This is a genomic window from Micromonospora sp. WMMC250 (assembly GCF_027460215.1).
In the GTDB taxonomy this organism is placed as follows: domain Bacteria; phylum Actinomycetota; class Actinomycetes; order Mycobacteriales; family Micromonosporaceae; genus Micromonospora; species Micromonospora taraxaci.
The window spans coordinates 742,454-764,847 of the sequence record NZ_JAPZBJ010000002.1; the positions used below are offsets into that span (position 1 = coordinate 742,454).

Annotated in this window: 23 protein-coding genes; 7 read left to right on the top strand and 16 right to left on the bottom strand. The window is 70.7% G+C overall.

Going from position 1 to position 22,394, the window contains the following annotated elements; genetic code table 11:
- The first annotated feature begins 163 nt into the window (after positions 1 to 163).
- Positions 164 to 775: a dihydrofolate reductase family protein gene (locus O3438_RS02760; protein ID WP_269678418.1), complete on the top strand. Its 612-nt coding sequence runs from the start codon at positions 164 to 166 to the stop codon at positions 773 to 775.
- A gap of 152 nt (positions 776 to 927) precedes the next feature.
- Here the strand turns inward: O3438_RS02760 and O3438_RS02765 are convergent, their stop codons facing one another.
- On the bottom strand, positions 928 to 1,143 hold the full coding sequence (locus tag O3438_RS02765; RefSeq protein ID WP_157742581.1) for a hypothetical protein: 216 nt from the start codon (positions 1,141 to 1,143) through the stop codon (positions 928 to 930).
- 337 nt (positions 1,144 to 1,480) lie between these two features.
- Between O3438_RS02765 and O3438_RS02770 the strand changes: the two genes are divergently transcribed.
- Positions 1,481 to 1,690, top strand: coding sequence for a helix-turn-helix transcriptional regulator (locus O3438_RS02770; protein WP_088989986.1), 210 nt, complete (start codon positions 1,481 to 1,483; stop codon positions 1,688 to 1,690).
- Between the two features lie 551 nt (positions 1,691 to 2,241).
- Here O3438_RS02770 and O3438_RS02775 read toward each other — a convergent pair.
- Complete coding sequence (locus O3438_RS02775) at positions 2,242 to 2,460, bottom strand: hypothetical protein (protein WP_088989984.1); 219 nt, start codon at positions 2,458 to 2,460, stop codon at positions 2,242 to 2,244.
- Entirely contained in the window at positions 2,457 to 2,708 is a 252-nt protein-coding gene (locus O3438_RS02780; RefSeq protein ID WP_088989983.1) for a hypothetical protein, read from the bottom strand. The genes O3438_RS02775 and O3438_RS02780 overlap by 4 nt, the downstream gene beginning before the upstream one ends.
- A gap of 768 nt (positions 2,709 to 3,476) precedes the next feature.
- Between O3438_RS02780 and O3438_RS02785 the strand changes: the two genes are divergently transcribed.
- The gene (locus O3438_RS02785) at positions 3,477 to 3,731 is read left to right on the top strand and encodes a hypothetical protein (RefSeq protein WP_088989982.1); all 255 of its coding nucleotides are present in this window, start codon (positions 3,477 to 3,479) and stop codon (positions 3,729 to 3,731) included.
- Positions 3,732 to 4,176: 445 nt separating this feature from the next.
- Here the strand turns inward: O3438_RS02785 and O3438_RS02790 are convergent, their stop codons facing one another.
- Together O3438_RS02790 and O3438_RS02795 are read right to left on the bottom strand one after the other, a co-directional pair.
- The gene (locus O3438_RS02790) at positions 4,177 to 4,341 is read right to left on the bottom strand and encodes a hypothetical protein (RefSeq protein ID WP_269678419.1); all 165 of its coding nucleotides are present in this window, start codon (positions 4,339 to 4,341) and stop codon (positions 4,177 to 4,179) included.
- Between the two features lie 68 nt (positions 4,342 to 4,409).
- Positions 4,410 to 4,697 (bottom strand): hypothetical protein, encoded by a 288-nt coding sequence (locus tag O3438_RS02795; protein ID WP_269678420.1) that lies wholly within the window; start codon positions 4,695 to 4,697, stop codon positions 4,410 to 4,412.
- Between the two features lie 513 nt (positions 4,698 to 5,210).
- Between O3438_RS02795 and O3438_RS02800 the strand changes: the two genes are divergently transcribed.
- The 3 genes from O3438_RS02800 to O3438_RS02810 are packed head-to-tail and all read left to right on the top strand — an operon-like array spanning position 5,211 to position 7,476.
- Positions 5,211 to 5,606, top strand: a complete 396-nt coding sequence (locus O3438_RS02800; protein WP_269678421.1) for a GntR family transcriptional regulator — start codon at positions 5,211 to 5,213, stop codon at positions 5,604 to 5,606.
- Positions 5,603 to 6,502 (top strand): ABC transporter ATP-binding protein, encoded by a 900-nt coding sequence (locus tag O3438_RS02805; protein ID WP_269678422.1) that lies wholly within the window; start codon positions 5,603 to 5,605, stop codon positions 6,500 to 6,502. Before O3438_RS02800 ends, O3438_RS02805 begins: the two co-directional genes overlap by 4 nt.
- Positions 6,499 to 7,476 (top strand): ABC transporter permease subunit, encoded by a 978-nt coding sequence (locus O3438_RS02810; protein ID WP_269678423.1) that lies wholly within the window; start codon positions 6,499 to 6,501, stop codon positions 7,474 to 7,476. Before O3438_RS02805 ends, O3438_RS02810 begins: the two co-directional genes overlap by 4 nt.
- A 170-nt stretch (positions 7,477 to 7,646) precedes the next feature.
- Here O3438_RS02810 and O3438_RS02815 read toward each other — a convergent pair whose 3' ends face one another.
- From O3438_RS02815 to O3438_RS02865, 11 genes are all read right to left on the bottom strand, one after another.
- The gene (locus O3438_RS02815) at positions 7,647 to 8,450 is read right to left on the bottom strand and encodes a class I SAM-dependent methyltransferase (protein ID WP_269678424.1); all 804 of its coding nucleotides are present in this window, start codon (positions 8,448 to 8,450) and stop codon (positions 7,647 to 7,649) included.
- Positions 8,451 to 8,456: 6 nt separating this feature from the next.
- On the bottom strand, positions 8,457 to 9,254 hold the full coding sequence (locus O3438_RS02820; protein WP_269678425.1) for an ABC transporter ATP-binding protein: 798 nt from the start codon (positions 9,252 to 9,254) through the stop codon (positions 8,457 to 8,459).
- Positions 9,254 to 9,997 (bottom strand): ABC transporter ATP-binding protein, encoded by a 744-nt coding sequence (locus O3438_RS02825; RefSeq protein WP_269678426.1) that lies wholly within the window; start codon positions 9,995 to 9,997, stop codon positions 9,254 to 9,256. The genes O3438_RS02820 and O3438_RS02825 overlap by 1 nt, the downstream gene beginning before the upstream one ends.
- Positions 9,994 to 11,004 (bottom strand): branched-chain amino acid ABC transporter permease, encoded by a 1,011-nt coding sequence (locus tag O3438_RS02830; RefSeq protein ID WP_269678427.1) that lies wholly within the window; start codon positions 11,002 to 11,004, stop codon positions 9,994 to 9,996. The genes O3438_RS02825 and O3438_RS02830 overlap by 4 nt, the downstream gene beginning before the upstream one ends.
- Positions 11,001 to 11,894: a branched-chain amino acid ABC transporter permease gene (locus O3438_RS02835; protein WP_269683550.1), complete on the bottom strand. Its 894-nt coding sequence runs from the start codon at positions 11,892 to 11,894 to the stop codon at positions 11,001 to 11,003. The genes O3438_RS02830 and O3438_RS02835 overlap by 4 nt, the downstream gene beginning before the upstream one ends.
- A complete protein-coding gene (locus O3438_RS02840) occupies positions 11,894 to 13,087 on the bottom strand; it encodes an ABC transporter substrate-binding protein (protein ID WP_269678428.1) in 1,194 nt (397 codons plus the stop codon). The genes O3438_RS02835 and O3438_RS02840 overlap by 1 nt, the downstream gene beginning before the upstream one ends.
- Positions 13,088 to 13,139: 52 nt before the next feature.
- Positions 13,140 to 13,544: a roadblock/LC7 domain-containing protein gene (locus O3438_RS02845; protein ID WP_088989969.1), complete on the bottom strand. Its 405-nt coding sequence runs from the start codon at positions 13,542 to 13,544 to the stop codon at positions 13,140 to 13,142.
- Between the two features lie 16 nt (positions 13,545 to 13,560).
- Positions 13,561 to 15,951 carry a sensor histidine kinase gene (locus tag O3438_RS02850; protein ID WP_269678429.1) on the bottom strand — a complete coding sequence of 797 codons (2,391 nt, stop codon included), beginning with the start codon at positions 15,949 to 15,951 and terminating at the stop codon, positions 13,561 to 13,563.
- Positions 15,952 to 16,204: 253 nt separating this feature from the next.
- On the bottom strand, positions 16,205 to 16,714 hold the full coding sequence (locus O3438_RS02855) for a helix-turn-helix transcriptional regulator (RefSeq protein WP_269678430.1): 510 nt from the start codon (positions 16,712 to 16,714) through the stop codon (positions 16,205 to 16,207).
- Positions 16,715 to 16,950: 236 nt separating this feature from the next.
- The gene (locus O3438_RS02860) at positions 16,951 to 18,243 is read right to left on the bottom strand and encodes a cytochrome P450 (protein WP_269678431.1); all 1,293 of its coding nucleotides are present in this window, start codon (positions 18,241 to 18,243) and stop codon (positions 16,951 to 16,953) included.
- Positions 18,244 to 18,714: 471 nt separating this feature from the next.
- Positions 18,715 to 21,069 (bottom strand): AbfB domain-containing protein, encoded by a 2,355-nt coding sequence (locus O3438_RS02865; RefSeq protein ID WP_269678432.1) that lies wholly within the window; start codon positions 21,067 to 21,069, stop codon positions 18,715 to 18,717.
- A gap of 238 nt (positions 21,070 to 21,307) precedes the next feature.
- Between O3438_RS02865 and O3438_RS02870 the strand changes: the two genes are divergently transcribed.
- Complete coding sequence (locus O3438_RS02870) at positions 21,308 to 22,324, top strand: LacI family DNA-binding transcriptional regulator (protein WP_269678433.1); 1,017 nt, start codon at positions 21,308 to 21,310, stop codon at positions 22,322 to 22,324.
- Positions 22,325 to 22,394: the final 70 nt, after the last annotated feature.

A 22,394-nucleotide genomic window follows, 5' to 3' on the forward strand; every position in this document is an offset into this window, starting at 1 on the left:
TTGATCCACTCGCGTTCCCCGAAATGGGGGTGTCCGAGCCGCCCGGATACCCCAACCTCCCCGATATCGAGTGGATCACGGCGGTGCCCCCTCAGCACCATCGAGTCACGTCATACTCCCGCTGACCGTTCTTCTGACGGACCCGAACGACGAGGAGGACGCGATGGGCCGCGTTCTGTTGAGCATGAGCGTGTCGTTGGACGGCTTCGCCGCCGGACCTGACGTCACCAGGGAACAACCGATGGGCGCCGGCGGCGAGCGGTTGCACGAGTGGCTGTTCCGGGCTGACGGGGACCGTGCCGTGGCGGCGGACGGGGTCACCCCGGTCGGCGTCGACGCCGCACAGGCGCGAGAGGTCCATGCGACGACGGGCGCCGTGGTCGTCGGCAAGCGGACGTTCGATGTTGGTGTGGACCTGTGGGAGGACACCCCGTTCCCGGTGCCGTGCTTCGTGGTGACCCATGAGCCGCGCGAACCGTTGACGATGAAGAGCGCCACCTTCACGTTCGTCACCGACGGCCTGCACAGCGCGCTGCGCCAGGCGCGTCACGCGGCGGGCGACCGCAACGTCCTCATCATGGGTGGGCCCACCACCGCACGACAGTTCGTCAAGGCCGGGCTGGTGGACGACATCCACCTCCAACTCGTACCGGTGTTCCTCGGCACCGGCACGCGCCCGTTCGACGATCTGGGCACCGACCACATCGAACTCGTGCGCACCGCGGTGATCGAGTCACCGCACGTCACGCACCTGCGCTTCAACGTCCCGAAGTGACCACCTGACCTTCCCCTGCCCGCGCGCGGACCGGTCGGTCAGGTCGTGCGGGTCCGTGCAGTCTGGTCACGGTGGCGACACACCGTTAGAGACGTGGGAGAAGGAATCGGCCCCACCCCCATGTAAGGGGTGGGGCCGATGACTGTCCGGTGTCAGTACCGCTGCGACCGGTTCCCGGCCACCCGGTACGCCTTCAACCGGTCGCGCGCCCACCGCAGCTCGGTGCACCCGTCCGGCCGACAGCGCCGACACGCGCTGCCGGCCTGGTGCTCCGCGATGGTCTGCCGGGCCACCATCGGCACCCACACCGACCGGGGCAACTCCCGCTCGATCACCTGCGGTGCTCCCGGAGCGTGCCCCGCGCCCACGTCAACATCTCGCGCCGGTCGCCCTGGCACTGCCCGCAGCCACCGGTGGCCCGGTGCTCACTCGGTGGCTCGTGATGCTGGGCAATCACCCGTTGCGCCGTCCAGATGACCAGCGCTGGCGTCACGGGTCCGTCGTCCATGGCCACGGCTCCACCTCCCAGAAACGGGCAGATCCGGGCACCGATCCCTGATCAGGAACCCGGACCGCTCACCGAAAGGCCCTGGCTGGTTGCCGTCCGTACGAGCCCTCTAGGGAACCGTGCCCTGTCGCACCCGACAGTGTCAAGTCTGACAGCTATCACATGTGACACTGTCGGGTCCGCATAGCGTCCGGTCCATGGTCCGCAGGCTGTACGGCAGCGCCGAGCTACAGGAACGCCTCCAGGTGTCCCGCGCCCGCGTCGTGCAGATCACCAGCCGGCCAGACTTCCCGGAGCCGTTCGATCGCCTGGCCGGGGGAGCGGTGTGGTTGGTGGAAGACGTGGAAGCGTGGATCACCGAGCACCGGCCACACCAAGCACGAGACGCGGACCCGGACGCACGCTGAAACGGCCCGGAGTTAGTGGGTCCGGGCCGCTCGTCTTGGTGCCGTTAGCGCTTGGCAATCCTCTCCAGGGCTTCCGAGACGTACCGCGCGTGCGCTCCGACCCCGATGTGGTCCTGATCCTTTAGTGCGCCTTCTACACCGCTAAGGGCCTCGCGGAGATCGCTTAACTCCTGCGCCTCGGCCAAAGTCGCGTACGCAGCGCCGTACCTGCGGAGGTCGCTGACCCGCGCCCGTTCCTCGCCTTCCCGGTTGTCGTGCGGGCAGTGCTGCGCGTTGGCCTCCACCGCGTCGGGGCCGCTGAAACCGACCGGCCCGTGCCCGTAGAGCACCGTGGCGCCCTGCGACCCGATCCGGTGCGCTCGCGGCTCGGAGGTCTGGAGACCGGCGAAGTGGTCGCCGGACGGCTGCCGACCGCAGGTGCAACCCGGTGCCCGGCGCGCTCGGCGTAGACCATCATCGCGGTGAGGATGTCGTCTGCCCCTGCGGCGTGGTCATGGCCCACACGCCACGGTCGGGGGCGTATCTCACGCGCGTGTCGGTCGGGTAGATGCTCACTGGTCGTCCCCGTTCGTCGGGAGCAGCGATCCGCCGCCCATCATGGCCACGCGGAACCGGTGCTGAATCTCGGCGATCTCGGCCGGTTGCCATGCCTGCCTCGTGGCCAGCGCGGCGCGGTTGGCGTCCAGCTTGCGGCGGGTGGATTCCTCCCACCGGGCTGCCTCTGCCGCCCGTCGCGCCTGGCTGGCCTGCCACTCCTCCTCGGGCGTCACTGGTCGTCTCCGTTCAGGTAGACCACCGCCGCAGCGGCCAGGGAGGCCACGCAGTCCGAGCAGTAGCCATGTCGGCGCGACGGCTGGGGGAGCGGCAGCGGGCCAGGTGTGCCGGAGTCCCGAGCAAGCCGGTCGGTGGCGATCTGCTCCGCGAGGACGGCGGGCTGCTCGGCCAGCAGTGGCCGGCGGTGGATGCGGCACCGACCGAGTGCGGCACCGGTCACGTCCGGCCGGGCGAGCGGGCTCACGCGATCACGCCTTGCTCGTGCTGGATCACCAGCGCGGCGGGGACGTCCAGGCCGAGTAGCCTGCGCCGGAGCTGGGGCTGGTCCGCAAGTGGCCCGGCATGTACATCACGTTGGCCGGATCGTGGGCGCAGCCGAAGCGCGGGCGCGGGTGGGGTCGCCGAGAAGATCGACTACTGCTGCGGTTTCTAGCATCGGTTCCGGGGAGGTTTTTCCGGGGACTTCGACATGTTCGCTGAGGTGATACAGACCGCCTGACATACCCGGGCGGTGAGGGGGCGGACACGGTTCGCGGACCGCCTCGGGAGGTGCGCTGCCTGCGCTACGCGCCCGAGGTGGAACACAAGGACACCGCACTGCTGCGCAAGAAACGTTCGTGTACCGCGTTCGTTCTGATGGTGGGAGACGGGCGGCGAAACCACCGATCCATCAGACAGCGTCCACATGCTTATCCACAGCGGCGCTCCGGAAGCTGTCGCACTGATGTGCATTTGCCCTTTGGCTGCGCCGCGTTGGCGCGTGCGGGGCGGGACGGTAGCGGGGGGAGGTGCCATTACAGTCCAACCGAGCGCGGGAGAGAGGGCCGCCGAACGCTCGGTGGTGGGTTCGCTGTCCGGTCCGCTAGCTACATTGCTCCAACGGAAGTAGCCAGCCTGGTCCGCCAGGTCAAGGCGGCGGACTCCCGGGGACTGGCATCCCCGGGGCCGCCTTGAACGGTCACGTCCGCTCATGTCCGAGGCAAGGACCATCTCTGAGGGAGAACGAGACCAAGTGACCACGGTAACGAGAGGTACCGGGCCGCACCAGCCCGGGGGAGCTGGCAGCACGGAGAACGCCCTGATCGCAGGGTTGCTGCTGGTGACAGCGCTGTCCATCGGGGCGTTGCTCTGCATCGTCTTGAGTAGCGCGGAGGAGAAGGGCAACGTCGCCCCGGTGGCGATTCCCGCCATCAGCGGCATTGCCCTGGCCGCGATCGGGGCGATTGCGGTGGTGCTGCGCAAGCGGCCTCCCCGGGGCCGGCGGTAGCGCGACGAGTCCGGGCGCGAGCGCCGCTTGCGCCCGGACTCCGCAAGTTCATCGCCTAGGGCTGCACCTTCCGGTTGAACTGTTCACCGGCACGGGTGGACAGCCGGAGAGCCTTGGACGCGGACAGCGACGGACACGCGGACAGGTTGGACAACCCGGGGGACGTGGCCGTGTCCGAGCGCTGGACAACCTCCTGACAGCGGACACGCGGACAGCGCGGACACGCGGGCTGTCCGGACCTGGGGCGGCGACCTAGGTCAGTGGACCCATCGGCGTTGAACAGGGAGAACGTCTGGCCCGGACCTAGGTCCGGGCCAGACGTATCGGTGGTGTCGGCCAGGCGGACAACCAGCAACCCGACAGCGCGGACATCGGAGCGCTCCCGAACGTGGCCAGCCGTGTGGATAACACCGGTTGTCCGGGCCGTCCGTTGTCCGTGGCTGTCCTACCTGTCCCCCCGTCCGGACAGGACGGACACTCGCTCGCGCCGGTAGCGCAGCGCGGCGGACATCGGGCCGCGAGCGACCCACGAGCCGGACAGCTCCAGGCGGCAGTACGCCTGCGCTGGAGTGGCCGTCACCGGCACCTCGCAGAGGTCTAGCTCCGCCACGATCTCAGCCCGGGTCGCTGGCATTCGCCATTCCGCGGCCGACCCCGGCGGAGCCTCGCGCCACTCGCTCATCGGGTCACATCTACGTGCCGCCGGTACGCGGCGGAGAACCGGCCGCGCTGCGGTGTCATCCACGCCCGGCGGAACGGGTCGGCCGAGATGCGGATGTCGGAGTACTCGTTACCGTTCGGGCAGTGCGACAGCCGCTCAGTCACGTCACCCGGCGCGTGGAGCGGCCGGTCGATGGTGCCGGCCCCGTGCCAGTGGAACGCGCGGCACGGCTCGCAGGGGACGACCAGGGAGATGGCGCCGTGGCGCGGGTGAGGGAACAGGTAGCCGATGGTCGTGGTGGTCATGGTCGTCTCCTCCGTTCGTGGGTGGGACGTAGTAGGAGTGGGCCAGCGGTAGCGGGGGTGTTCACCCGGCTTCTTCGACCAGTCGGCCGGGGGTGGCCCGGGTGTTCACACGTATGGGCCAGGGGTGGCCGAGGTGTGCAGAGACCGGGTGCCCCACGTGCCTCAAACCGTCCCAGGCCAGCCACCCGAGCCCGGCTGTCCAGCAGAACGAACCGTCGAGCACGTCCCCGGCGACGATGTCCGCCATCTGCGCGTCGGTGAAGGGGTCGAGCGTGGCGGCTGGAGCGACCGGCCCCTGTCCGCCCGCCCTGACGACCTGATTGTCCTGGCCGGCCAGGAGACCATCCCACGCTGAACCACACCGACAGCCCGGTCCTCCCTGCGGGGCGGTCTGACCGACCGCGGCATGTTGCCCGATTCCAGATCCGGTGCGACGGTCGTGGGGCACGTCGGCTGTCTTGACCACCGATTTACTGCTTTACTGTGGCCCTAGGAAAGCAGTAAGGAGCTGCCGTGTTCGTCTTCCGGCTCGACACCCACTCCGGCGTGCCGCCGTACCTGCAACTCGTCCAGCAGGTCCGCCAGGCGGTGCTGCTGGGCTTTCTCCAACCCGGTGACCGCCTCCCACTCATCCGCGAGGTGGTCGAGGACCTGGCGATCAATCCGAACACCGTCGCCAAGGCGTACCGGCAGATGGAGCAGGAGAACCTGGTCACCGGCCGGCCCGGCCAGGGCACGTTCGTCAACGAACAGCAGTCGGCCGCGATGTCGGCATCGACGTACACGTCGCTGCGGCGCGGCCTGGCGACCTGGCTGCGCCGCGCCTACGCGGCCGGCCTCGACGAGCACGCGGTCGACGCGCTCTTCACGTCCGTCCACCAGCAGACCAGGAATGAGGACGTGGCGTGACAACGACCGATTTCGCGCTGCGCACCGACGGTGTGGGCAAGCGGTACCGGAAGGGCTGGGCGCTGCGCGACTGCACCCTGACCCTGCCGACGGGCGGCGTGATCGCCCTGGTCGGGCCGAACGGCGCGGGCAAGACCACACTGCTGCGCCTGGTCGTCGGGTTGCTGGCGCCGAGCACCGGCACGGTGGAGGTCCTCGGCCACGACGTCACCGCCAGCACCCCGCAGACCCTGTCCCGGATCGGGTTCCTGGCCCAGGACCACCCGCTCTACAAGCGCTTCACCGTCGCCGAGATGCTCCGCTTCGGCCGGGCCTGCAACCTGCGGTTCGACCAGGGGCTCGCCGAGCGCCGGCTGGCGAAGCTGGGGATCCCGCTCGACCGCAGGGCCGGCACGCTCTCCGGCGGGCAGCAGGCCCAGGTCGCGTTGGCGCTGGCCCTGGCGAAGCGACCGGACCTGCTTGTCCTCGACGAGCCGGTGGCCAGCCTCGACCCACTGGCCCGGCACGAGTTCCTTCAGGTCCTCATGGGCGCGGTGGCCGAAGACGGGGTGACCGTCCTCTTCTCCTCCCACGTCGTGCACGAGCTGGAGCGCGTCTGCGACCACCTGATCGTGCTCAACCGCGGCCGGGTCACGCTCACCGGTGACATCGACACCCTCCTCGCCGAGCACCGGCTGCTCGTCGGCCCGCGCACGACCACCGACCTCGACCGGGCCGCCGCCGTCGTGGAGGCCGTCCACAGCGACCGACACTCGACAGTGCTGGTACGCGACGGCGGGCTCCCGGCCGCGCCCGGTTGGCAGGCCCAGCCGGTCGCGCTGGAGGACCTGGTGCTGGCGTACCTGCGCCGGCCGTCCGAGGCGAGCGCCGCCGTCACGTCGGAGGTGGCGTTGTGACGTGGTTGATCTGGCGTCAGCACCGGACCGAGGTCTGCGTCCTGGGTCTGCTTGTCGGCCTGTTCGGCATCGCCCTGCTCGTGCTCGGGACACAGGCCCACGACCTGTTCCCCGGCGGTCCCGCCCGGTGTGCGGGAGCGGCCGGCATCACCGAGGACTGCGTGGCCTCCTTCCGCCGGCTCGACGAGGAGTACGGGAACGTCGAGAATCTCCTGGCGGCCTTCTATCTGGTCCCCGTCGTCATCGGCGCGTTCCTCGGTGCGCCGCTGCTCGCCCGCGAACTGGAGGACGGCACCTGGCAGCTCGCCTGGACGCAGGCGGTGCCGCGGATGCGCTGGCTGGCGGCCAAACTCGCGGCGCTGGCCGGCGTCACCGTCGCGCTCACCGCGATGTTCACCGCGGTGCTCACCTGGTTCCGTCAGCCATTCGACGTGTGGGAAGGGCGGTTCCAGTACGACGCCTTCGACCTGGAGGGACTTGTTCCGGTGGCGTACGCGCTGTTCGCCTTCGGCGTCGCCACCGCCGCCGGGGCGATCCTGCGGCGCAGCCTGCCCGCGTTCGGCGTCGCGTTCGGGGCGTTCCTCGCCGCCCGGATGTCGGTGGCGCTGCTGGCCCGTCCCGCGTACGCCACGCCGCTCACCGTCATGGAGCCGGTCCCCGTCGGCGGTTCGACGGACCAGGCGGGGCACCGGCCCGTGTCCGGCGTCGCTGACTGGGTGATCGAACACGGCTACGCGGACGCCACCGGGCGCAGGCTGAGCTCGACCGAATACTACGAGCTGGAGGACGCCGCCAACCGGGCCGGCACCAACCTCAACCAGTTCCTGCACGCGCGGGGCGTCCAGCAGTTCGGGGTCTACCACCCGGCCGACCGGTTCTGGACGTTCCAGCTCATCGAGGCGACCCTGTTCGTCGCCGTCGCGGCGGTCCTGATCGGAGTGGTCATCTGGCGGGTACGACGCCGCATGATCTAGCCCTGACAGACGCCGGCCGGGAACGGCTCGCGCACAGACCGGCCGGGCTCCTGGTCAGGAACCCGGCCGGTGCGGTCGACGCCTCCGTAGAGCTGTCCGGCTCAGCGGGGGGCGTGCTGCGGCGGGAGCTACGGACGGCGCGACCGCTCTCCACGCGGTGGTCTACCTGTTCACTCCGGCAGACGGCCCCGCGTGGAGACGAAGTGGTACGACATGACGGCGAACCCGGGGTCCCGGACCAGCCGCCGGAAGGCGTTCAGTTGGTTCGGCGACAACCCGGCCGCGAGCAGGTCCGGCTCCAACTGGCGGGAGTTCGTCTCGTAGAGCGACGTTCCGGTCGAACCGCCGGCCCAGCTCTGCGAGTGGGTGATGGTGTCCAGCTCGGTCAGGCCGGCGAGGGCCATCTCGGTGTGCACGTCCTGCGCCCAGCCCAGGTCGGCGCCGTGGTCCTCCAGGACTCCCATCATGGCGTCCATCACCTGCCCGAAGAGCTTCGCGGCGTCGTCACTCGGCGCGGTCAGCACCCGTGGCGTCGCGGTGCAGTCGAACTCCTCGACCACCAGCCACCCACCGGGAGCCAACGCGCCGGTCAGCGTACGCAGGACCCGCCGTCGATCGGGGAGGTGTAGCAACAGCAGCCGGGCGTGGATCAGGTCGTACGCGTCCCCCGGTGGCGGTTCGGTCCGGACGTCGTGTCGGCGTACGTGCAGGTTGCCCTCGGCCACCAGGTGCGTGGGGTCGATGTCGGTGGCGACTACGGACCCGTCGTCGCCGACGGCGCGGGCGATGCGCCGGGCCATCGAACCGCCACCCGCCCCGACCTCCCAGCAGGTAGCACCCTGTCGCAGCACCGGGCGGGCGAGTCGGCGCGTCGTGATCGGGTCCAGGAAGGATTCCAGGGCGTGCATCTGGGGAACAGCTTCCGGTTGGCCGTTGTCGAAGGTGTACGTGCCATCGCTCGTAGCGGTTGCCATCGGTGTCTACCTCTCCGAGGGGTCGGGTGACGTGGGGGTGTCGGCCCAGAGCCGAGGGGCCGACCGGTTCGGTGGCGGCGGCATGGGGGCGGCGGCGACGCTCAACATCGCCGCCAGCGGGGTGGGGTCGACGCGGGCCTCGACCGTCGGTCGGTCGTAGACCACCCGGCCGTACTCCAGCACCGCCACCCGGTCCGCGATCTCCATCGCGTGTTGGAGTTGCTGTTCCACGAGCAGCACGGTCAAGCCGTCGGCGGCGAGGCCGTTGACGAGTTCGCGAACCCGCGCCGCCAGGTCGGGCGACAGGCCCTCACACGGCTCGTCGAGGAGCAGCACCCGTGGTTGGCCGAGCAGCGCCCGGGCGATGGCGAGCATCTGCTGCTCACCGCCGGACAGTTCGCAGCCGCGGTGTCGCAGCCGGGCCGCCAACCTCGGCAGCAGGTCGAGGGTCCGGGCCACCGTCCAGCCCTCACCGCCGGCGGCGGGGGCCCGCCACGGCGCGGCCGCCAGGTGCAGGTGCTCGGCCACCGTCAACCGGGAGAAGACCCGTCGGCCCTGCGGGACGAGACCGACGCCGGACTGGGCGATGCGGTGCGGCTGCCGGCCGGCGAGGTGCACCCCGCCGATCTCGATGCGACCGCTGGAGGCGCGCACCAGCCCGGCGATCGTGTGCACGAGCGTGCTCTTGCCCGCGCCGTTGCGGCCCACCACGGCCTGGATGCTGCCGGGGCGTACCCGCAGGCTGACCTCGTGCAGCACGGTCCCTCCGGCGTAGCCGGCGCACAGGCGATCCACTGACAGCATCAGGCCACCCCGTCGGCGTAGGCCTGCCGCACCAGCGGCGAGGTTCGGATCTCGTCCGGCGTGCCGGCGGCCAGGGTTCGACCGTCGCGCAGCACGGTGACCGTGTCGGAGAGGGCGTACACCAGGTCCAGTCGATGTTCGACCAGGAGCAGGGCGACCGCCCTGGGCAGCGTCCGCAGCACCTCGGCCAGGCGGCCGACCTCGATGGCGGACAGTCCGGCGGCCGGTTCGTCGAGGAGTAGCAGGCGGGGGCGACCGGCAAGGGCCATCGCGATCTCCAACTGACGTCGTTGCCCGTGTGCGAGGTGTCCGGCGGGCACCGCCGCGACGTCGACGAGGCCCATCTGGTCCAACAGCGTGCCCGCCCTGTGGTACGCGATGCGGCGACGTCCGCCGGGCCACCATCTGCGCCGTGGAATGACCCGCGGCAACGCCGCGACCACGATGTTCTCCGTCGCGGTCAACGTCGGGAAGACCGCGGGCCGTTGGTGGATGCGGTTGATGCCCCGTCGGGCGCGGGCCGCCGGTCCCCACCGGCCGACGTCGCGCCCGTCGAAGCTCACCGTGCCGCGCTGCGGTCTCGTGGACCCGCCGATCACGTTGAGCAGCGTCGTCTTGCCGGCGCCGTTCGGGCCGATCAACGCGTGTCGCTGGCCGTCGTGGACGCACAGGTCCACGTTGTCGAGCGCGGCGAGCGAGCCGTACCGCACGGTGACACCCTGGGCGTCGAGCAGGCCGCTCATCGGCGCAGCTCCGGGACAGCGGCCTGCTCGGGAGCGGCTGGCCGGTGTGACGGGGCCTCCGGCGGGCGTAGCCGGTTCCGGGCCCGGTTCACGCCGGTGGGCAGCAGGTAGACCGTGGCCACGAACAGCAGGCCCAGCACCAGTGGCGCATGCCCCGGCAGCAGACCGAACAACCAGTCCCGGGCGGCGATGACCAGCGCCGCGCCGACCAGAGCGCCCCCCACCGAGGCGGTGCCACCGATGACGACACCGAGGAGCAGCAGCGCGGACGTGTCGAAGCCGAAGTCTGCGGGGGAGATGTACTGCTGGGCGACGACCAGGAGCGAGCCGGCGGCACCGGCGATCGCCCCGGCGGCGATGTGCGCGCTGGACAGGTACAGGGGCACCCGGTGCCCGCTGGCCCGCAGTCGCGCCTCGTCGTCGCGGCCCGCCCGCAGCAGCAGCCCGGCCCGGGTACGCAGCAGCAACAGCACCGCGCCGACCAGTGTGGCAGTGACGACCAGGGCGTACAGGTAGCGGGACTGGTCGTTGGCGAGGGTCGGGAGCCCCCAGAAGGGACGGACCGCGGCGATGCCGGCCAACCCGTCCGTGCCACCGGTCACCGACCGCCACCGGCCGAGGACGACGACGGCGAGTTCGCCGATCGCCAGCGTGATCATCAGGACGACCACTCCTCGGGCGTGCACGACCAGCGGCACGGTGAGCGCGGCCAGCACCGCCCCGGCGCCCGCCGCGACGGCGAGCTGCACGACGCCGACGTCGGATACCCGGCTGCCGACCACGGCGCACGCGTAGGCACCTGCGGCGTACGGCGCGGTCTGGCCGAGGGTCGGCAGGCCGGCGACACCGGTGAGCAGGGCCACGCTCACCCCCACCAGGGCCAGCGCCAGCGTCCGGGCGAGGATGGCCGTGGTGTAGTCGTCGACCACCCAGGGCGCCACGACCAGGCCGGCCAGCACCAGTGCGGCGACCGCGCCTCGTGTCCGCCGGAGGACCTCGTGCCTCACGTCGTCCTCCACCTGCTGGCCAGGCCGCGTGCGCGCACGGCCAGCACCGCGGCCATGGCGGCGAACAGCAGGAACGGCGCGGCGGACGGCAGCAGCGCCACCCCCAGCGTCTGGATCTCGCCGATCGCGAGCGCGGCCAGCAGGGTGCCTCCCATGGACCCGAGGCCGCCGAGGACGACGACGACCAGGGACAACAGCAGCACGGTGTCGGCGGTGTCCGTGCCGGGCCCGATGATGGGCGCGCCCAGGACCCCGGCCGCGCCGGCCAGCGCACCGGCGGCGGCGAGCACGCCGGCGCGGATCCGCGCCGGGCTCACACCCAGACAGGCGACCATCTCCGCGTCGTCGACGGCCGCGCGGACCAGCATCCCCGCCCTGGTGCGCCGCACCACGAGGTAGAGGGCGGCGGCGATCACCGCGGCGACGACGATGAAGACCAGCCGGTACGCGGCGTAGCGGTGACCGGCGACCACCACCGAGCCCTCCAGGGCGGCGGGCACCTCGACCTGTGGGTCGTCGGGGCCGAAGCCGGCGACGAGCAGGCTGCCGCCGGCCAACGCCACGCCGAACGTCAGCAGCGCCTGACCCAGGTGGTTGCCGGCGGCGACCGGCGCGAGCAGGCCGGCGAGGAGCACCCCCGCCGCGGCGGCGGCCAGCACACCGACCCCCAACGCCAACGCCAGGCTTGCCCAGCCGCCGTCCAGCAGCGCCGCGGCGGTGTAACCGCCGATCGCGTAGAGCATGCCGTGCGCCAGGTTGAGGATGTTGGCGACGCCGAAACAGAAGACCAGGCCCGCCGCGGCGACGAACACGAGCAGCCCGTAGGCGACTCCGTCCAGCGCCGGTATCAGGTACGGGTCGATCCGGTTCGTGCCGGCCGCCACCGCCATCACCGGCCGACGGTCGCGAGGTCACCCACGACGGTGTTGGACAGCGCCCGGCCGTCCTGGCGGACCTGCCGCAGATACCACTTCTGCACCGGTGAGTGCGTGCTGGTGGAGAACTGCCAGGTGCCGCGCGGGCTGGCGATCTGGCCGAGTTGGCCGATGGCCGTGTTGATGGCCTCCGGGGTCGGGTCGTTCCCGGCGGCGCCGATCGCCCGGTCCAGCACCGCCGCCGCGTCGTACGAGGCGAGCGCGTAGGTCGTCGGCGAACCGTCGTGCTTGGCCTTCCACGCCGCCACGAAGGCGCGGTTCTCGGCGTTGTCGAGGTCGGGAGAGTAGTTGAGCACCGAGTAGATGCCCCGGGCCGCGTCACCCTGCGCGTTGAGCACACCGCCCTCGGTGAGGAACCCGGCCGCGTACAACGGGATGTCCTTGATCTCGGACTGCGCGTACTGCTTGACGAAGTCGACGGCGGCGCTGCCGGCGTAGAACGTGAAGACGGCCGCCGCGCCGGAGGCCTTGATGCGGGCGAAGTACGGCGTGAAGTTGGTGGTCGCCGGGAACGGGGTGAAGGTCGTCTTGCCGTCGGCGTTCGCGAGCTTCCCGCCAATCTTGCCGAAGGCGTCGGTGAACCCCCGCAGCTCGTCCCAGCCGCCCTGGTAGTCCGGGCCGATCGCGTACACCGAGCCCTTCACGTTGTCCCGGACGTGTTGGGCGATCGCCGCTCCGGGCTCGTCCGACAGGTACGAGGTGTGCCAGACGCGGGAGACGTCCTTGAGTTCCGGCCGCCCGTTGGAGCCGACGAGAGGCACCTTGGTCTCCTCCAGCAGGGGGACGACCCCGGCGACCGAGCCGCCGCCGACGATGCCGGTGAGGGCGGACACCCGGTCCTGTTTGAGGAGTTTGGTCGCCGCCGGCACCGCGGTCTGGGCGCCGTTGCCCTCGTCCGCGACGACCAGGTCGACCTGTCGGCCGCCGAGCTTGCCGTCGTGGGTGTCGAGGTAGAGCTGGAAACCGTCGCGGATCTCCGTACCGACGGCCTGGTACGTCCCGGACAGGGACGCGAGCAGGCCGATCTTTATCGAGCCGCCTGCGCTCGTACCCGGCGCGTCGTCACCGCAGGCCGCGCTGCCGGTCAGGACGACCGCGAGCAGTGCGGCGGTGAGGGCACGGCTGCGCCACGGGGTGGTGAGAGACATGTCTTTCTCCAGAGGGAAGGGAGGGGTCTCCGGCGTGGGGGCGCCGGGGTTGTCAGCGGCTACGGGCGAGTGCCGCCCGGGCCGCGGGGGTGAGGGCGTCGCCAATGCGGTTGGCCAGCTCGGTCATCTCGTAGGAGACCTTGCCGACGTCGCACTCCGGCGCGGCGAGCACCAGCAGCGAGGCACCGTCGTTGAAGGCCATCGAGAACATGAATCCGCCCTCGAGCTGCGTGACGTTGGAGATCACCGCGCCGGCGTCGAAGAAGGCCGCCGCCCCGCGCAGCAGGCTGACGAGCCCACTACCCGTCGCGGCCAACTGGTCGGCCCGGTCCGGCGGCAGGTCGCGGGTGGCGGCCACCATCAGCCCGTCACTGGAGATGGCGATCGCATGGCTGACCTCGCTGGCACGCGCCGCGAAATTGTCCAGCAGCCAGCCGAGATCCTGTTGGTCGCTCACGTGCTCTCCTGTCGCGTCATGTGTTGCCGAGGTTGATCGGGGTGCGCCGTCGGTTCGCCACACCCCGCGCGTACGCGGCCATCGCTGTCGCCACCTGGGCCGGGTCGCGGTACTCGGATCTCTGCTGCTGCTGGGGGACGGTCACGCCACCGGGCACGAGATGCCGCTGCGGCTGCCGTTTGGGCAGGCCCGAGGTGGTGGTCGTAATGACGTCGGGGGTGGTCGCCTGGGCGGCGGTGCGCCAGGCGTCGTCGGCGGGGCTGGACCATTCCCGGGTCTCGTGGCCCTCGACGACGTCGCTCTGGAACCAGTGGTTGACCTGCTCGAAGATGAGGAGCTCCTCGGTGGGCGCGTCCCCCCGGTCCGGGGGCGGGGGTGACGCTCGGAACACCGGGGCAGCGGGCAGGGTCCGCTCGGCCGGTGGGTGCCCGGCGGTGGGCTCGGGCCGCGGCTGGTACGGCGGCGGGGCGCCGGTCGTGCGGGCCGCCCTCCGGGAGAGCCGTCCGGGGGCGAGAAGGTACTCCTCCGGCGGCAGCGACCGGATGATCGCCGCGGGAAGCGTCGCCTCGGCGAGGGTGCCGCGTCGAGGGCCGCGTCGCAGCTGGACGGTGGCGCCCAGGCGTTGTGCGAGCTGACCCACCACGACCAGCCCCATCGCCCGTACGGCGGCCACGTCGATGGCGGGTGGGCGGGCCAACAACTCGTTGAGCTGCTGCATCCGCTGGGGCGACAGCCCGACGCCCTCGTCGCTGATCTGGATGATGACGCGGTCGCCCAGGCTCCGGCCGCTCACCCACGTCTCACTGCCCGGCGGTGAGTACGTCGTCGCGTTGTCCATGAGTTCGGCGAGCAGGTGCACGACCTCGTCGACGGTCTTCGCCGCCACGGCGACGTCCCCGTCGATCATGCCGAGCCGGATCCGCGCGTAGTGCTCGATCTGGGACAGCGCCGCCTGGAGCACCTGTTGCAGGGGGACGTCGCGTTGGCGTACGCGGCCTACGCCGACGCCGCCGAGCACCAGCAGGCTCGCGTTGATCCGCCCCATCCGGGTCGCCAGGTTGTCCAGCGTGTACAGCTGGTGGAGCCGGTCGGGGTCGGTCTCGTCCCGTTCGACCAGGTCGACCTGTGCCAGGACGGCATCGACGAGGCGTTGTTCGCGGCGGCTCAGGTGGATGAAGATGTCGGCGGTGTTGGCGCGCATGACGGCCTGCTCGGCGGCGGTCCGTACGGCGGCCTGGTGGACGGCGCTGAACGCCTGGCCCAGTTCGCCGATCTCGTCGTCGCTGGACGGTTCGAGCGCGGCGGAGGACTGCTGGCGGGCCAGTTTGTCCGGGTCGACGGCGGCGCTGCCCGGTTGCTGGAGCTGGGCCACCACAGCGGGGAGCTGCTCGAACGCGACAGCGTTCGCGGCGTCCCGCAGGCGACGCAGGCGCCGGGTGATCTGCCGGGCGACGACCCAGGTCACCAGCGCGGTGAGGATCAGTGCCAGGAGGACGCCGACGGCCTCGGCGACGGCTCGGCGGCGCTGGTCGGCGTGCGCGGCCCGCACGTCGTCACGGACCGCGGCGTCGACCCGTGCCCGCAGGTCGGCCAGGCGGGCGGCACGCGTCTGCGTGGTGGACACCCAGCTGCCGGTCTCCAGTTGCAGCCGTGAGCCCGGCTGGGCGCGGGACACCTCGTCCTGCATGCGTTGTAGGGCGAGCGCCTCCTTGCCGGTGCCGGCCTGCTCCCACCAGCTGCTCCATTCGGGTGGGGCCAGGGCCAGGAACGACAGGCTCGACTCGGTGTAGCTGGTACGGGCGGCGGTGATGTCCTGCTGCATGGCCGGGGTCAGCTCACCGCCCGCGACGGTCCGCAGCACGGCGACCTGCTGCTGACCGATCGCCTCGGCGGTCTTCGACAGTGCCGCCGAGGCGCGGATCCCGTCGGCGAGCCGGGCGTCGACCACGCCGTGCGAGACGGCTTCCCGGAAATTGATCAGATCGGCGATCGCGATGCGGTAGCTGAAGGTCATCGCCGACACCGATGCGTGCGTCGCCGTGCGTACCTGGGTGCGCAGCGGGGCGAGGCCGTCCAGGGCCGCGTCGATGCGGCGCAGGAGGTCCCGGTTGGCGTCGGTGTCGGCGGTCAGCCGCTCACGCTGCGCGCGGTAGCGGCCGACCGCGTCGTCGGTGGCGGTCATCTCCACGCTGAAGGCGTCCTGCTGCTCCGGCGCGCCGTAGGTGAGCAGGTCGGCGGCGGCGATGCGCTCGCGTTGCAGGCGGTAGGCAAGATCGCCGGCCTCGGCGCCGACCTGGGCGAGGATCCGAAGGTCGCTGGCACGGGCCGTCTGGCGGGCGCTCTCGGTCAGCGCGAGCCCGGCGAAGCCGATGACGGCGACGAGCGGTGCCGCGACGATGAGGCGCATCCGGCCGGCAATCTTCCAACCGCGTCGGCGGGTCGGGTAGGGTCTGGCCGCGTGGGACCGGGTGCTCGACGCCAAGATTGACTCCCACGACTCGTCGATGACGGTCTATCCGCACGTTGCCGAATGCAAGTCCCATTCGGCCGGAAGCCGCGCTCGTAGACCAGACCTGGCCGTGGTACAAACTGCCCGTACCAGCATCTGTACCCAACGTCAGCAACCGGTGACGCCGAGAGACGGAGCTGGATCCGTGGGGTCAGCGCTGGTCGTCGTGGTGGTCGGAGGCCGGCATCGTGCCCCCCGGTGTCTGTCGTCGCTGCGCGTCGCTGGGCTCGCCCGGGTCGGCTGGGGTGTTGAGCACCTGGCCGATCAGCTCACGCAGCTCGTCGATCGCGTCGACCACGGCACCCGGGTCACGGGCGTCGCGCCGATCACGTTGGCGTGGCACCCGCCGCTGCTGGTGAGGTGGTTGCGAGTCGCGGGGTCCCCGCCGGCCGTCGGCCGCCAACTGTTCGGCCGCCACCTGCGGCCAGAGGGCCGCGAGCCGTCCACCGGTACCGAGCACGTCGTCGCAGCGCAGCGCGAACTCGTGACTGCCGAACCGTCGACCCGACTCGACCGCCGCGACCGTCTCCCGGCTGAACCGCACCAGATCCGCCAGGGCGCGCTGGGTCAGGCCGCGCCGGACCCGGCAGTCGCGCAGTTCCCACCGGAACCGTTGGCTGGCCGCGGAGTGAGCAGAGCTCGACGGGGACGTGTGCTCCATGCGCTCACCTTCGTGGCTACGGGAATCAGCAGCGGACGCCAGATCGGGATTGGCGGATGAGCTGAACATTCATAGAGGGCAATTCTTATCCCAGGAACCGATCAGTGTGAAGACGTTCGCCGACATCGATCGTGAGGCAAAGCGTGAAGGATGCGTGCCGGACCTGTTGCGTGTGCCCGGGGGCGGGCAACGGTGCCCGCCGCGCCCTCGGTCCGATGTGCTGACGCTCGCCCATGTCACGCGGCGTGCGCTTCGGCAGCCACCTCGTCGCGCGCCGCCGGGATGTCGGCAGGCGTGCGGGTGTCGATTGTCGCGAGCAGCGTGCGGTGCGCACGGAATGCGACGTTCGGCTTGTACGAGCGCTGCTGCTCGGTCGACAGACGAAGGCCGGGAATGGCGCCGGCGAGCCGGGTGAGGGCGATCTCGGCCTCCAGTTTCGCCAATCCCGCTCCGATGCAGAAATGTGGTCCGTGGCCGAACGACAGGTGATTGCCCGCGTCCACCCGGTGTGGGTGGAACTGGTCGGGGTGGGCGAACACCGCGGGGTCGCGGTTCGCGGCTCCGATCAACAGCAGGCAACGCGCCCCGGCGGGAATCGTCACCGTCCCCACGGTGACCTCGCGGCTGGTCACCCGGAGCCAGCCGTCGATGGCGGGCGCGAACCGGAGGGTCTCGTTCACGAACGCGGCGGCGGCTTTCGGGTCCGTGGTCAGCGTCGACCAGTGCTGCGGGGTGGACAGCGCCTGGTCGAGGGCGTGCGCGAGCAGCCCGGCGGTGGTCTCGTGGCCGGCGACCAGAAGATTGAAGGCGAGGCTCGCCACCTCGGACACCGTCAGCACCGTGTCGTCGTCGTCGCGGTACGACAGGGCGCGGCTGATGAAGTCGTCGCCCTCGTGTCCGCCGGCCACGCGCTGCCGGACGAGCTCCTCGCAGTAGTGCCAGAACTCCAGCAGGTCCCGTGCCAGGCGTACCTGCTCGGCCGGGTCGGGTTGCCCCCACACGAGGGCGATCTGGCCGTCGGCCCACCTCCTGATCCGTCCGATGTCGGCGTCGGGCACGCCGAGGATGTCCAGGACCACCAGCAGGGGAAGTTCGGTGGCGAACTCCGGGATCAGGTCGACCTGGTCGCCCTGGCGGGCGGCGAGCCGGGACACCAGTTGGTCGACCCTGCGCCGGACGATCGCGCCGTAGTCGGCCTCGACCCGCTCGGCGGTGTTCGCGAAGGTCGCGCGGAGGGCCCGACGGGTTCGCGGGTGCACCGGCGGGTCCGCGGCGGCCGTCGTGGGGGGCGCGTCGATCTGCATGAGCACGCTCAACGCCTCCGGGCAGACCTCGTAGACCGGGGCGAGGGTGAGAGTGTTGGCGAAGGTCGTCACGTCGGCGAGGGCCCGCCGGACGTCGGCGTGCCGGCTGATCAACCACAGGCCCAGATCCTCGGCGTAGTGCGCCCCGTCAGGATCGTCGAGAATGCGCCGCCAGATGCTTGCCGGATCGGTGAGATAGGTCCCGGTGAACGGATTCAACCGCATGGAACGCCTCCTGATGCACGCGGCGCGAAACCGGCAGCGTCCCCATTCGACGATCCACGTTCAGTTGGGCCGATAATGGCGCACATCTGCCTATGGCTCTTTACGGTGCGCTGAGCGGCTGCACAAGTCAAGATAGGTCTACGTCTATTTAATGCGCGACATAATGCGGGTTGCAACGGCCAGGTGAACACGGCGGTCTGCAACTTGCGAGTTGGTCCTTGTGTCGTCAGTCAACCCAGGCCTGCGGGCCCTCCGACGTCAGGGGTGGGCAGCCGACCATGACGGACTGTGGGTTCGACGTGCCGCTCTCCCTCATGACCGGAAGAACGATCTTCCTGTCGACCGGTGACGTCGCCGCGTCGTCGCGCTCCCGACAGTGGGCGCTCGACGATGACACCCGCGTCGAGGGGCCTCCGGCCAGGCCGGAGGCCCCCTCGACGTCCTGTCGTGACGACCTTCCCGCGTACGGGGTCAGGGTGCCCAGGGTGTGGTGACGTTCCAGGTGCTGTCGGCGGTCCACAACGTCGGCGTGTTGTACGCGTCACCGCCCGCGCCGTTGCTGAGCCAGATCTCCGAGTTGTAGTGCCGCAGGTACCTACCCCGGAAGTTGTACGACTCCAGCGAGACCCCCGCGCCGGTCAGCCCCACACGCGCACACCAGGTGGCGTCGGCGCGCATCAACGTCGAGCCGTCGTCGGGCGAGTTGCGGACCCGGGAGTTCTGGTGGCGTAGGTACTGCCCGGGGAAGTTGACCGACTCGAACGAGTAGCAGCCAGCGTCGGCCAGACCGGTCCGGACGGTGTACGTGGCGTCGGCCTTGAGCAGGCTGGAGCTCGCGGCGTCGACGACCTCGGTGAAGGCCAGACTGTCCTGGTGACGCAGGTACCTGTTGGTGTAGCCGGGCGTCGTCACCTGCAATGACCGTCGGGTGTTCACCGGCAGGGCCACGGGCGCCGAGCTGCCGATGGTCTTCGAGGCGTTGATCAGGGCGGTGTTGGCGGCTCGGACCCGCGCCTGATCCATCTTGACCACCTGCCGGTCGTAGGTGAGGAAGCCGTTCAGCTCGCCCTCCAGGTCGGTGATCTCGGTGTAGACCGAGGCGCTGAGTCCCTTGCCGAGCATCAGGTTCTGGCTGCCCTGCACCAGTCCCACGTATCTGTCGGTGAGAGCCGTCGAGTTGGTCTGCCACTCGTAGGCGAAGAAGCTGCCGCTCGGGCTGTACTCGTGACCGGGGGTGTGCAGGCCCAGCCCGCCGAACTCACCGAGGACGGCGATCCGGCTGCTCGACGGCACGGGGGAGTCGGGCCCGAGGTAGACGTGCCAGTCGTCGATGTCGCCGTTGCCGGGGTTGCCGAGGGACTGGCAGCAGTTGTGACCGCTGTGGGGGTTGACCAGCCGTGTCGGGTCCTGGTTCTTGATGTTCTGCGCGACCCGCCGGGTGTCGGCGAGGGATCGCTCGCCCCAGCCCTCGTTGTACGGCGTGTACGCGACCACGGCGGGCGAGCTGCGGTGCTCGTCGACGATCTCGCGTGCCTCCGCCTCGAACTGGGCCTGCTGGGCGTCGGTGGGGTTGATGTCCTGGGCGGTCAACGACGGGATGTCCTGCCAGACCAGCAGACCGAGCCGGTCCGCGTGGTAGAACCAGCGCTGCGGTTCGACCTTGATGTGCTTGCGCACCATGTTGAAGCCGAGGTCCTTGTGCTTCTGCAGGTCGAAGGCGAGGGCGGCGTCGGTCGGCGCGGTGTAGAGGCCGTCCGGCCAGTAGCCCTGGTCGAGGGTGCCGACCTGGAACACGAACTGGCCGTTGAGCTTGGGGCGCAGCACCCCGTTCACCAGACCGGTGCTGATCTCCCGCATGCCGAAGTAGTGCGTGGTCCGGTCCACTGTCGCGTTTCCGGAGTTGCGCAGGGTGATCCGCAGGTTGTAGAGGAACGGGTCGTCGGGCGACCAGCGGCGGGCGTTGGGCACCGGCACGCTGAAGTCGGTGAAGCCGCCGGTGGCCGTTCCGACCACGGTGCTGCCGTTCAGCGCCTCGGCGAGCACGCTGTGGCCGCTCACGGTGCCCCTGGTGAAGACCCGCACCCGCACTGTGTTGTTGCCCAGGTTCGGGTAGACGTCAACGCTGCTGATGGAGGCCGTGGGCACCGGCTCCAGCCACACCGTCTGCCAGATTCCCGAACTCGGGGTGTAGAAGATCCCGCTGGGTGTCTTGGTCTGCTTGCCGATGGCCGGCAGGCTGCCGTTCTGACGGGTGTCGGTGGGATCCCAGACCTTGACGACGATCTCGTTCGTGCCGGTGGTGAGCTGGGGGGTCACGTCGAAGGTGAAGGCGTCGTAGCCGCCGGTGTGCGCGCCGACCCGGATGCCGTTGACCCAGACGGTGCTCTGCCAGTCGACGGCGCCGAAGTGCAGCAGGGTGCGGCGACCCGACCAGTTCGCGGGGATGGTGACCGTGCGCCGGTAGAACAGGTAGTTGCGGTTGTCGTTGGCGGCCCGCTGGATGCCGGACAGCGCGCTCTCCACCGGGAAGGGCACGTTCACCCGCTCGGGCAGGTTGGTGCCGAACTGCGGGGCGTCGTCGGTGGCCGACTGGCGCAGCTGCCACTCGCCGTTGAGGTTGAGCCAGTCCGGTCGCGTCATCTGCGGTCGTGGGTACTCGGGCAGCGGCGTACCGGCCAGGGCCTGGCCGGTCCAGGGGGTGGTCAGTGGTGGCGTCTTGGCCGGTGCGGCGTGCGCCGGCGCGGCTGGTGCGGCGAGGATGCCGGCGACCAGGGTGAGGATGAGCAGCAGCGGCAGGGTGGGGCGGATGGGGACCTGACGTGTCATGCCGTCTCCGTGGGGCGAGTCGCCGCGGGCGGTGCAGCCAAGCCCGAAGCGCGTGGGCGGTGGGCATCGGGTGGTGGTTGACGACGAACGGGCGTCGGTGTGGTCTCCGCGCGTCAGATGGTGGGCATATTGACATCCGTCATCGCCTGTATAACGTTATAGAGCCGCACCGGCCCTCCCGTCAATCCTTGTTGGTCGATGTCTCGGGTCCGGCGGTCCCCACGAGAAGGGTCGGTGGATGGGCGTCAACCTCAAAGACATCGCCCAGCGCGCCGGGGTGTCGCTGGCCACCGTCTCGAACGTGGTCAACGGGTACCGGCCGGTGGGGGAGCGGACCCGGCAGCGTGTGCAGCAGGCGATCGACGAACTCGGGTACAGCCCCAACCTGGGTGCCCGGCACCTCCGACGGGGGCGTACCGGGCTGATCGCCCTGGCCATCCCGGAACTGAACAACCCCTACTTCGCCGAACTCGCCGAGATCGCCATCTCCGAGGCCGCCGCGCTCGGCTACACGCTCGTCATGGAGAACACCGCCGCCGACCGGAAGGCCGAGCTGGCCCTCCTCGACGGGACCCGGCGACACATCATCGACGGCCTGATCCTCAGTCCGGTGCGGATCGGCCGCGAGGAGGTGCTCGCCCGGACCGCTGACACTCCGCTCGTGCTGATCGGTGAGGGCGTCTCCGACGTACCGTACGACCACATCGCCATCGACAACGTCGCCGCCAGTCACGCGGCGATCCAGCACCTCGTGGCGATCGGCCGCCGACGGATCGCGTTCATCGGCGCCACGCCCGGCGGTGACCGGCAGTCGGCGCACCTGCGGGTACGCGGCTACCGGGAGGCGCTCGTCGCCGCCGGCCTGCCGTACCGCCCCCGGTTGGTCGCCCGCACCGACGCGTTCGGCCGACTCGACGGCAAGCGTGCGATGCGTGACCTGCTCGCCCTCGGCGACCCGCCCGACGCGGTGTTCGGTTACAACGACCTGGTCGCCATCGGCGCGCTGCGGACGTTGGCCGAGGCCGGTCTCCGGGTGCCGGAGGACGTCGCCGTGGTCGGGATCGACGACATCGAGGAGGGACGCTTCGGTACGCCGACTCTCACCACCATCGCGCCGGACAAGCGGGAGATCGGCCGTCTCGCGGTACGCCGACTCGTCGCCCGCATCGAGGGCACGGCGGTTGCGGCGCCGCTGACAGTGCAGACGCCGTTCCGGCTCGTCCGACGAGAGAGCACCGGCACGCCGGGCGGATGACGAGCGTGCGCGGCCGAGCTGTCCGACCGGACCTGCGCGGTGCGTCTGCCGAGGTCCATAGCGCCGGTGG

Excerpts from the sequence above, each read along its gene's own strand:
- O3438_RS02760 (WP_269678418.1), top strand. The coding sequence starts at position 164 with ATGGGCCGCGTTCTGTTGAGCATGAGCGTGTCGTTGGACGGCTTCGCC.
- O3438_RS02770 (WP_088989986.1), top strand. The coding sequence starts at position 1,481 with ATGGTCCGCAGGCTGTACGGCAGCGCCGAGCTACAGGAACGCCTCCAG.
- O3438_RS02795 (WP_269678420.1), bottom strand. The coding sequence starts at position 4,697 with ATGACCACCACGACCATCGGCTACCTGTTCCCTCACCCGCGCCACGGC.
- O3438_RS02815 (WP_269678424.1), bottom strand. The coding sequence starts at position 8,450 with ATGGCAACCGCTACGAGCGATGGCACGTACACCTTCGACAACGGCCAA.
- O3438_RS02820 (WP_269678425.1), bottom strand. The coding sequence starts at position 9,254 with ATGCTGTCAGTGGATCGCCTGTGCGCCGGCTACGCCGGAGGGACCGTG.
- O3438_RS02825 (WP_269678426.1), bottom strand. The coding sequence starts at position 9,997 with ATGAGCGGCCTGCTCGACGCCCAGGGTGTCACCGTGCGGTACGGCTCG.
- O3438_RS02835 (WP_269683550.1), bottom strand. The coding sequence starts at position 11,894 with ATGGCGGTGGCGGCCGGCACGAACCGGATCGACCCGTACCTGATACCG.
- O3438_RS02840 (WP_269678428.1), bottom strand. The coding sequence starts at position 13,087 with ATGTCTCTCACCACCCCGTGGCGCAGCCGTGCCCTCACCGCCGCACTG.
- O3438_RS02850 (WP_269678429.1), bottom strand. The coding sequence starts at position 15,951 with ATGCGCCTCATCGTCGCGGCACCGCTCGTCGCCGTCATCGGCTTCGCC.
- O3438_RS02855 (WP_269678430.1), bottom strand. The coding sequence starts at position 16,714 with ATGGAGCACACGTCCCCGTCGAGCTCTGCTCACTCCGCGGCCAGCCAA.
- O3438_RS02860 (WP_269678431.1), bottom strand. The coding sequence starts at position 18,243 with ATGCGGTTGAATCCGTTCACCGGGACCTATCTCACCGATCCGGCAAGC.
- O3438_RS02865 (WP_269678432.1), bottom strand. The coding sequence starts at position 21,069 with ATGACACGTCAGGTCCCCATCCGCCCCACCCTGCCGCTGCTGCTCATC.
- O3438_RS02870 (WP_269678433.1), top strand. The coding sequence starts at position 21,308 with ATGGGCGTCAACCTCAAAGACATCGCCCAGCGCGCCGGGGTGTCGCTG.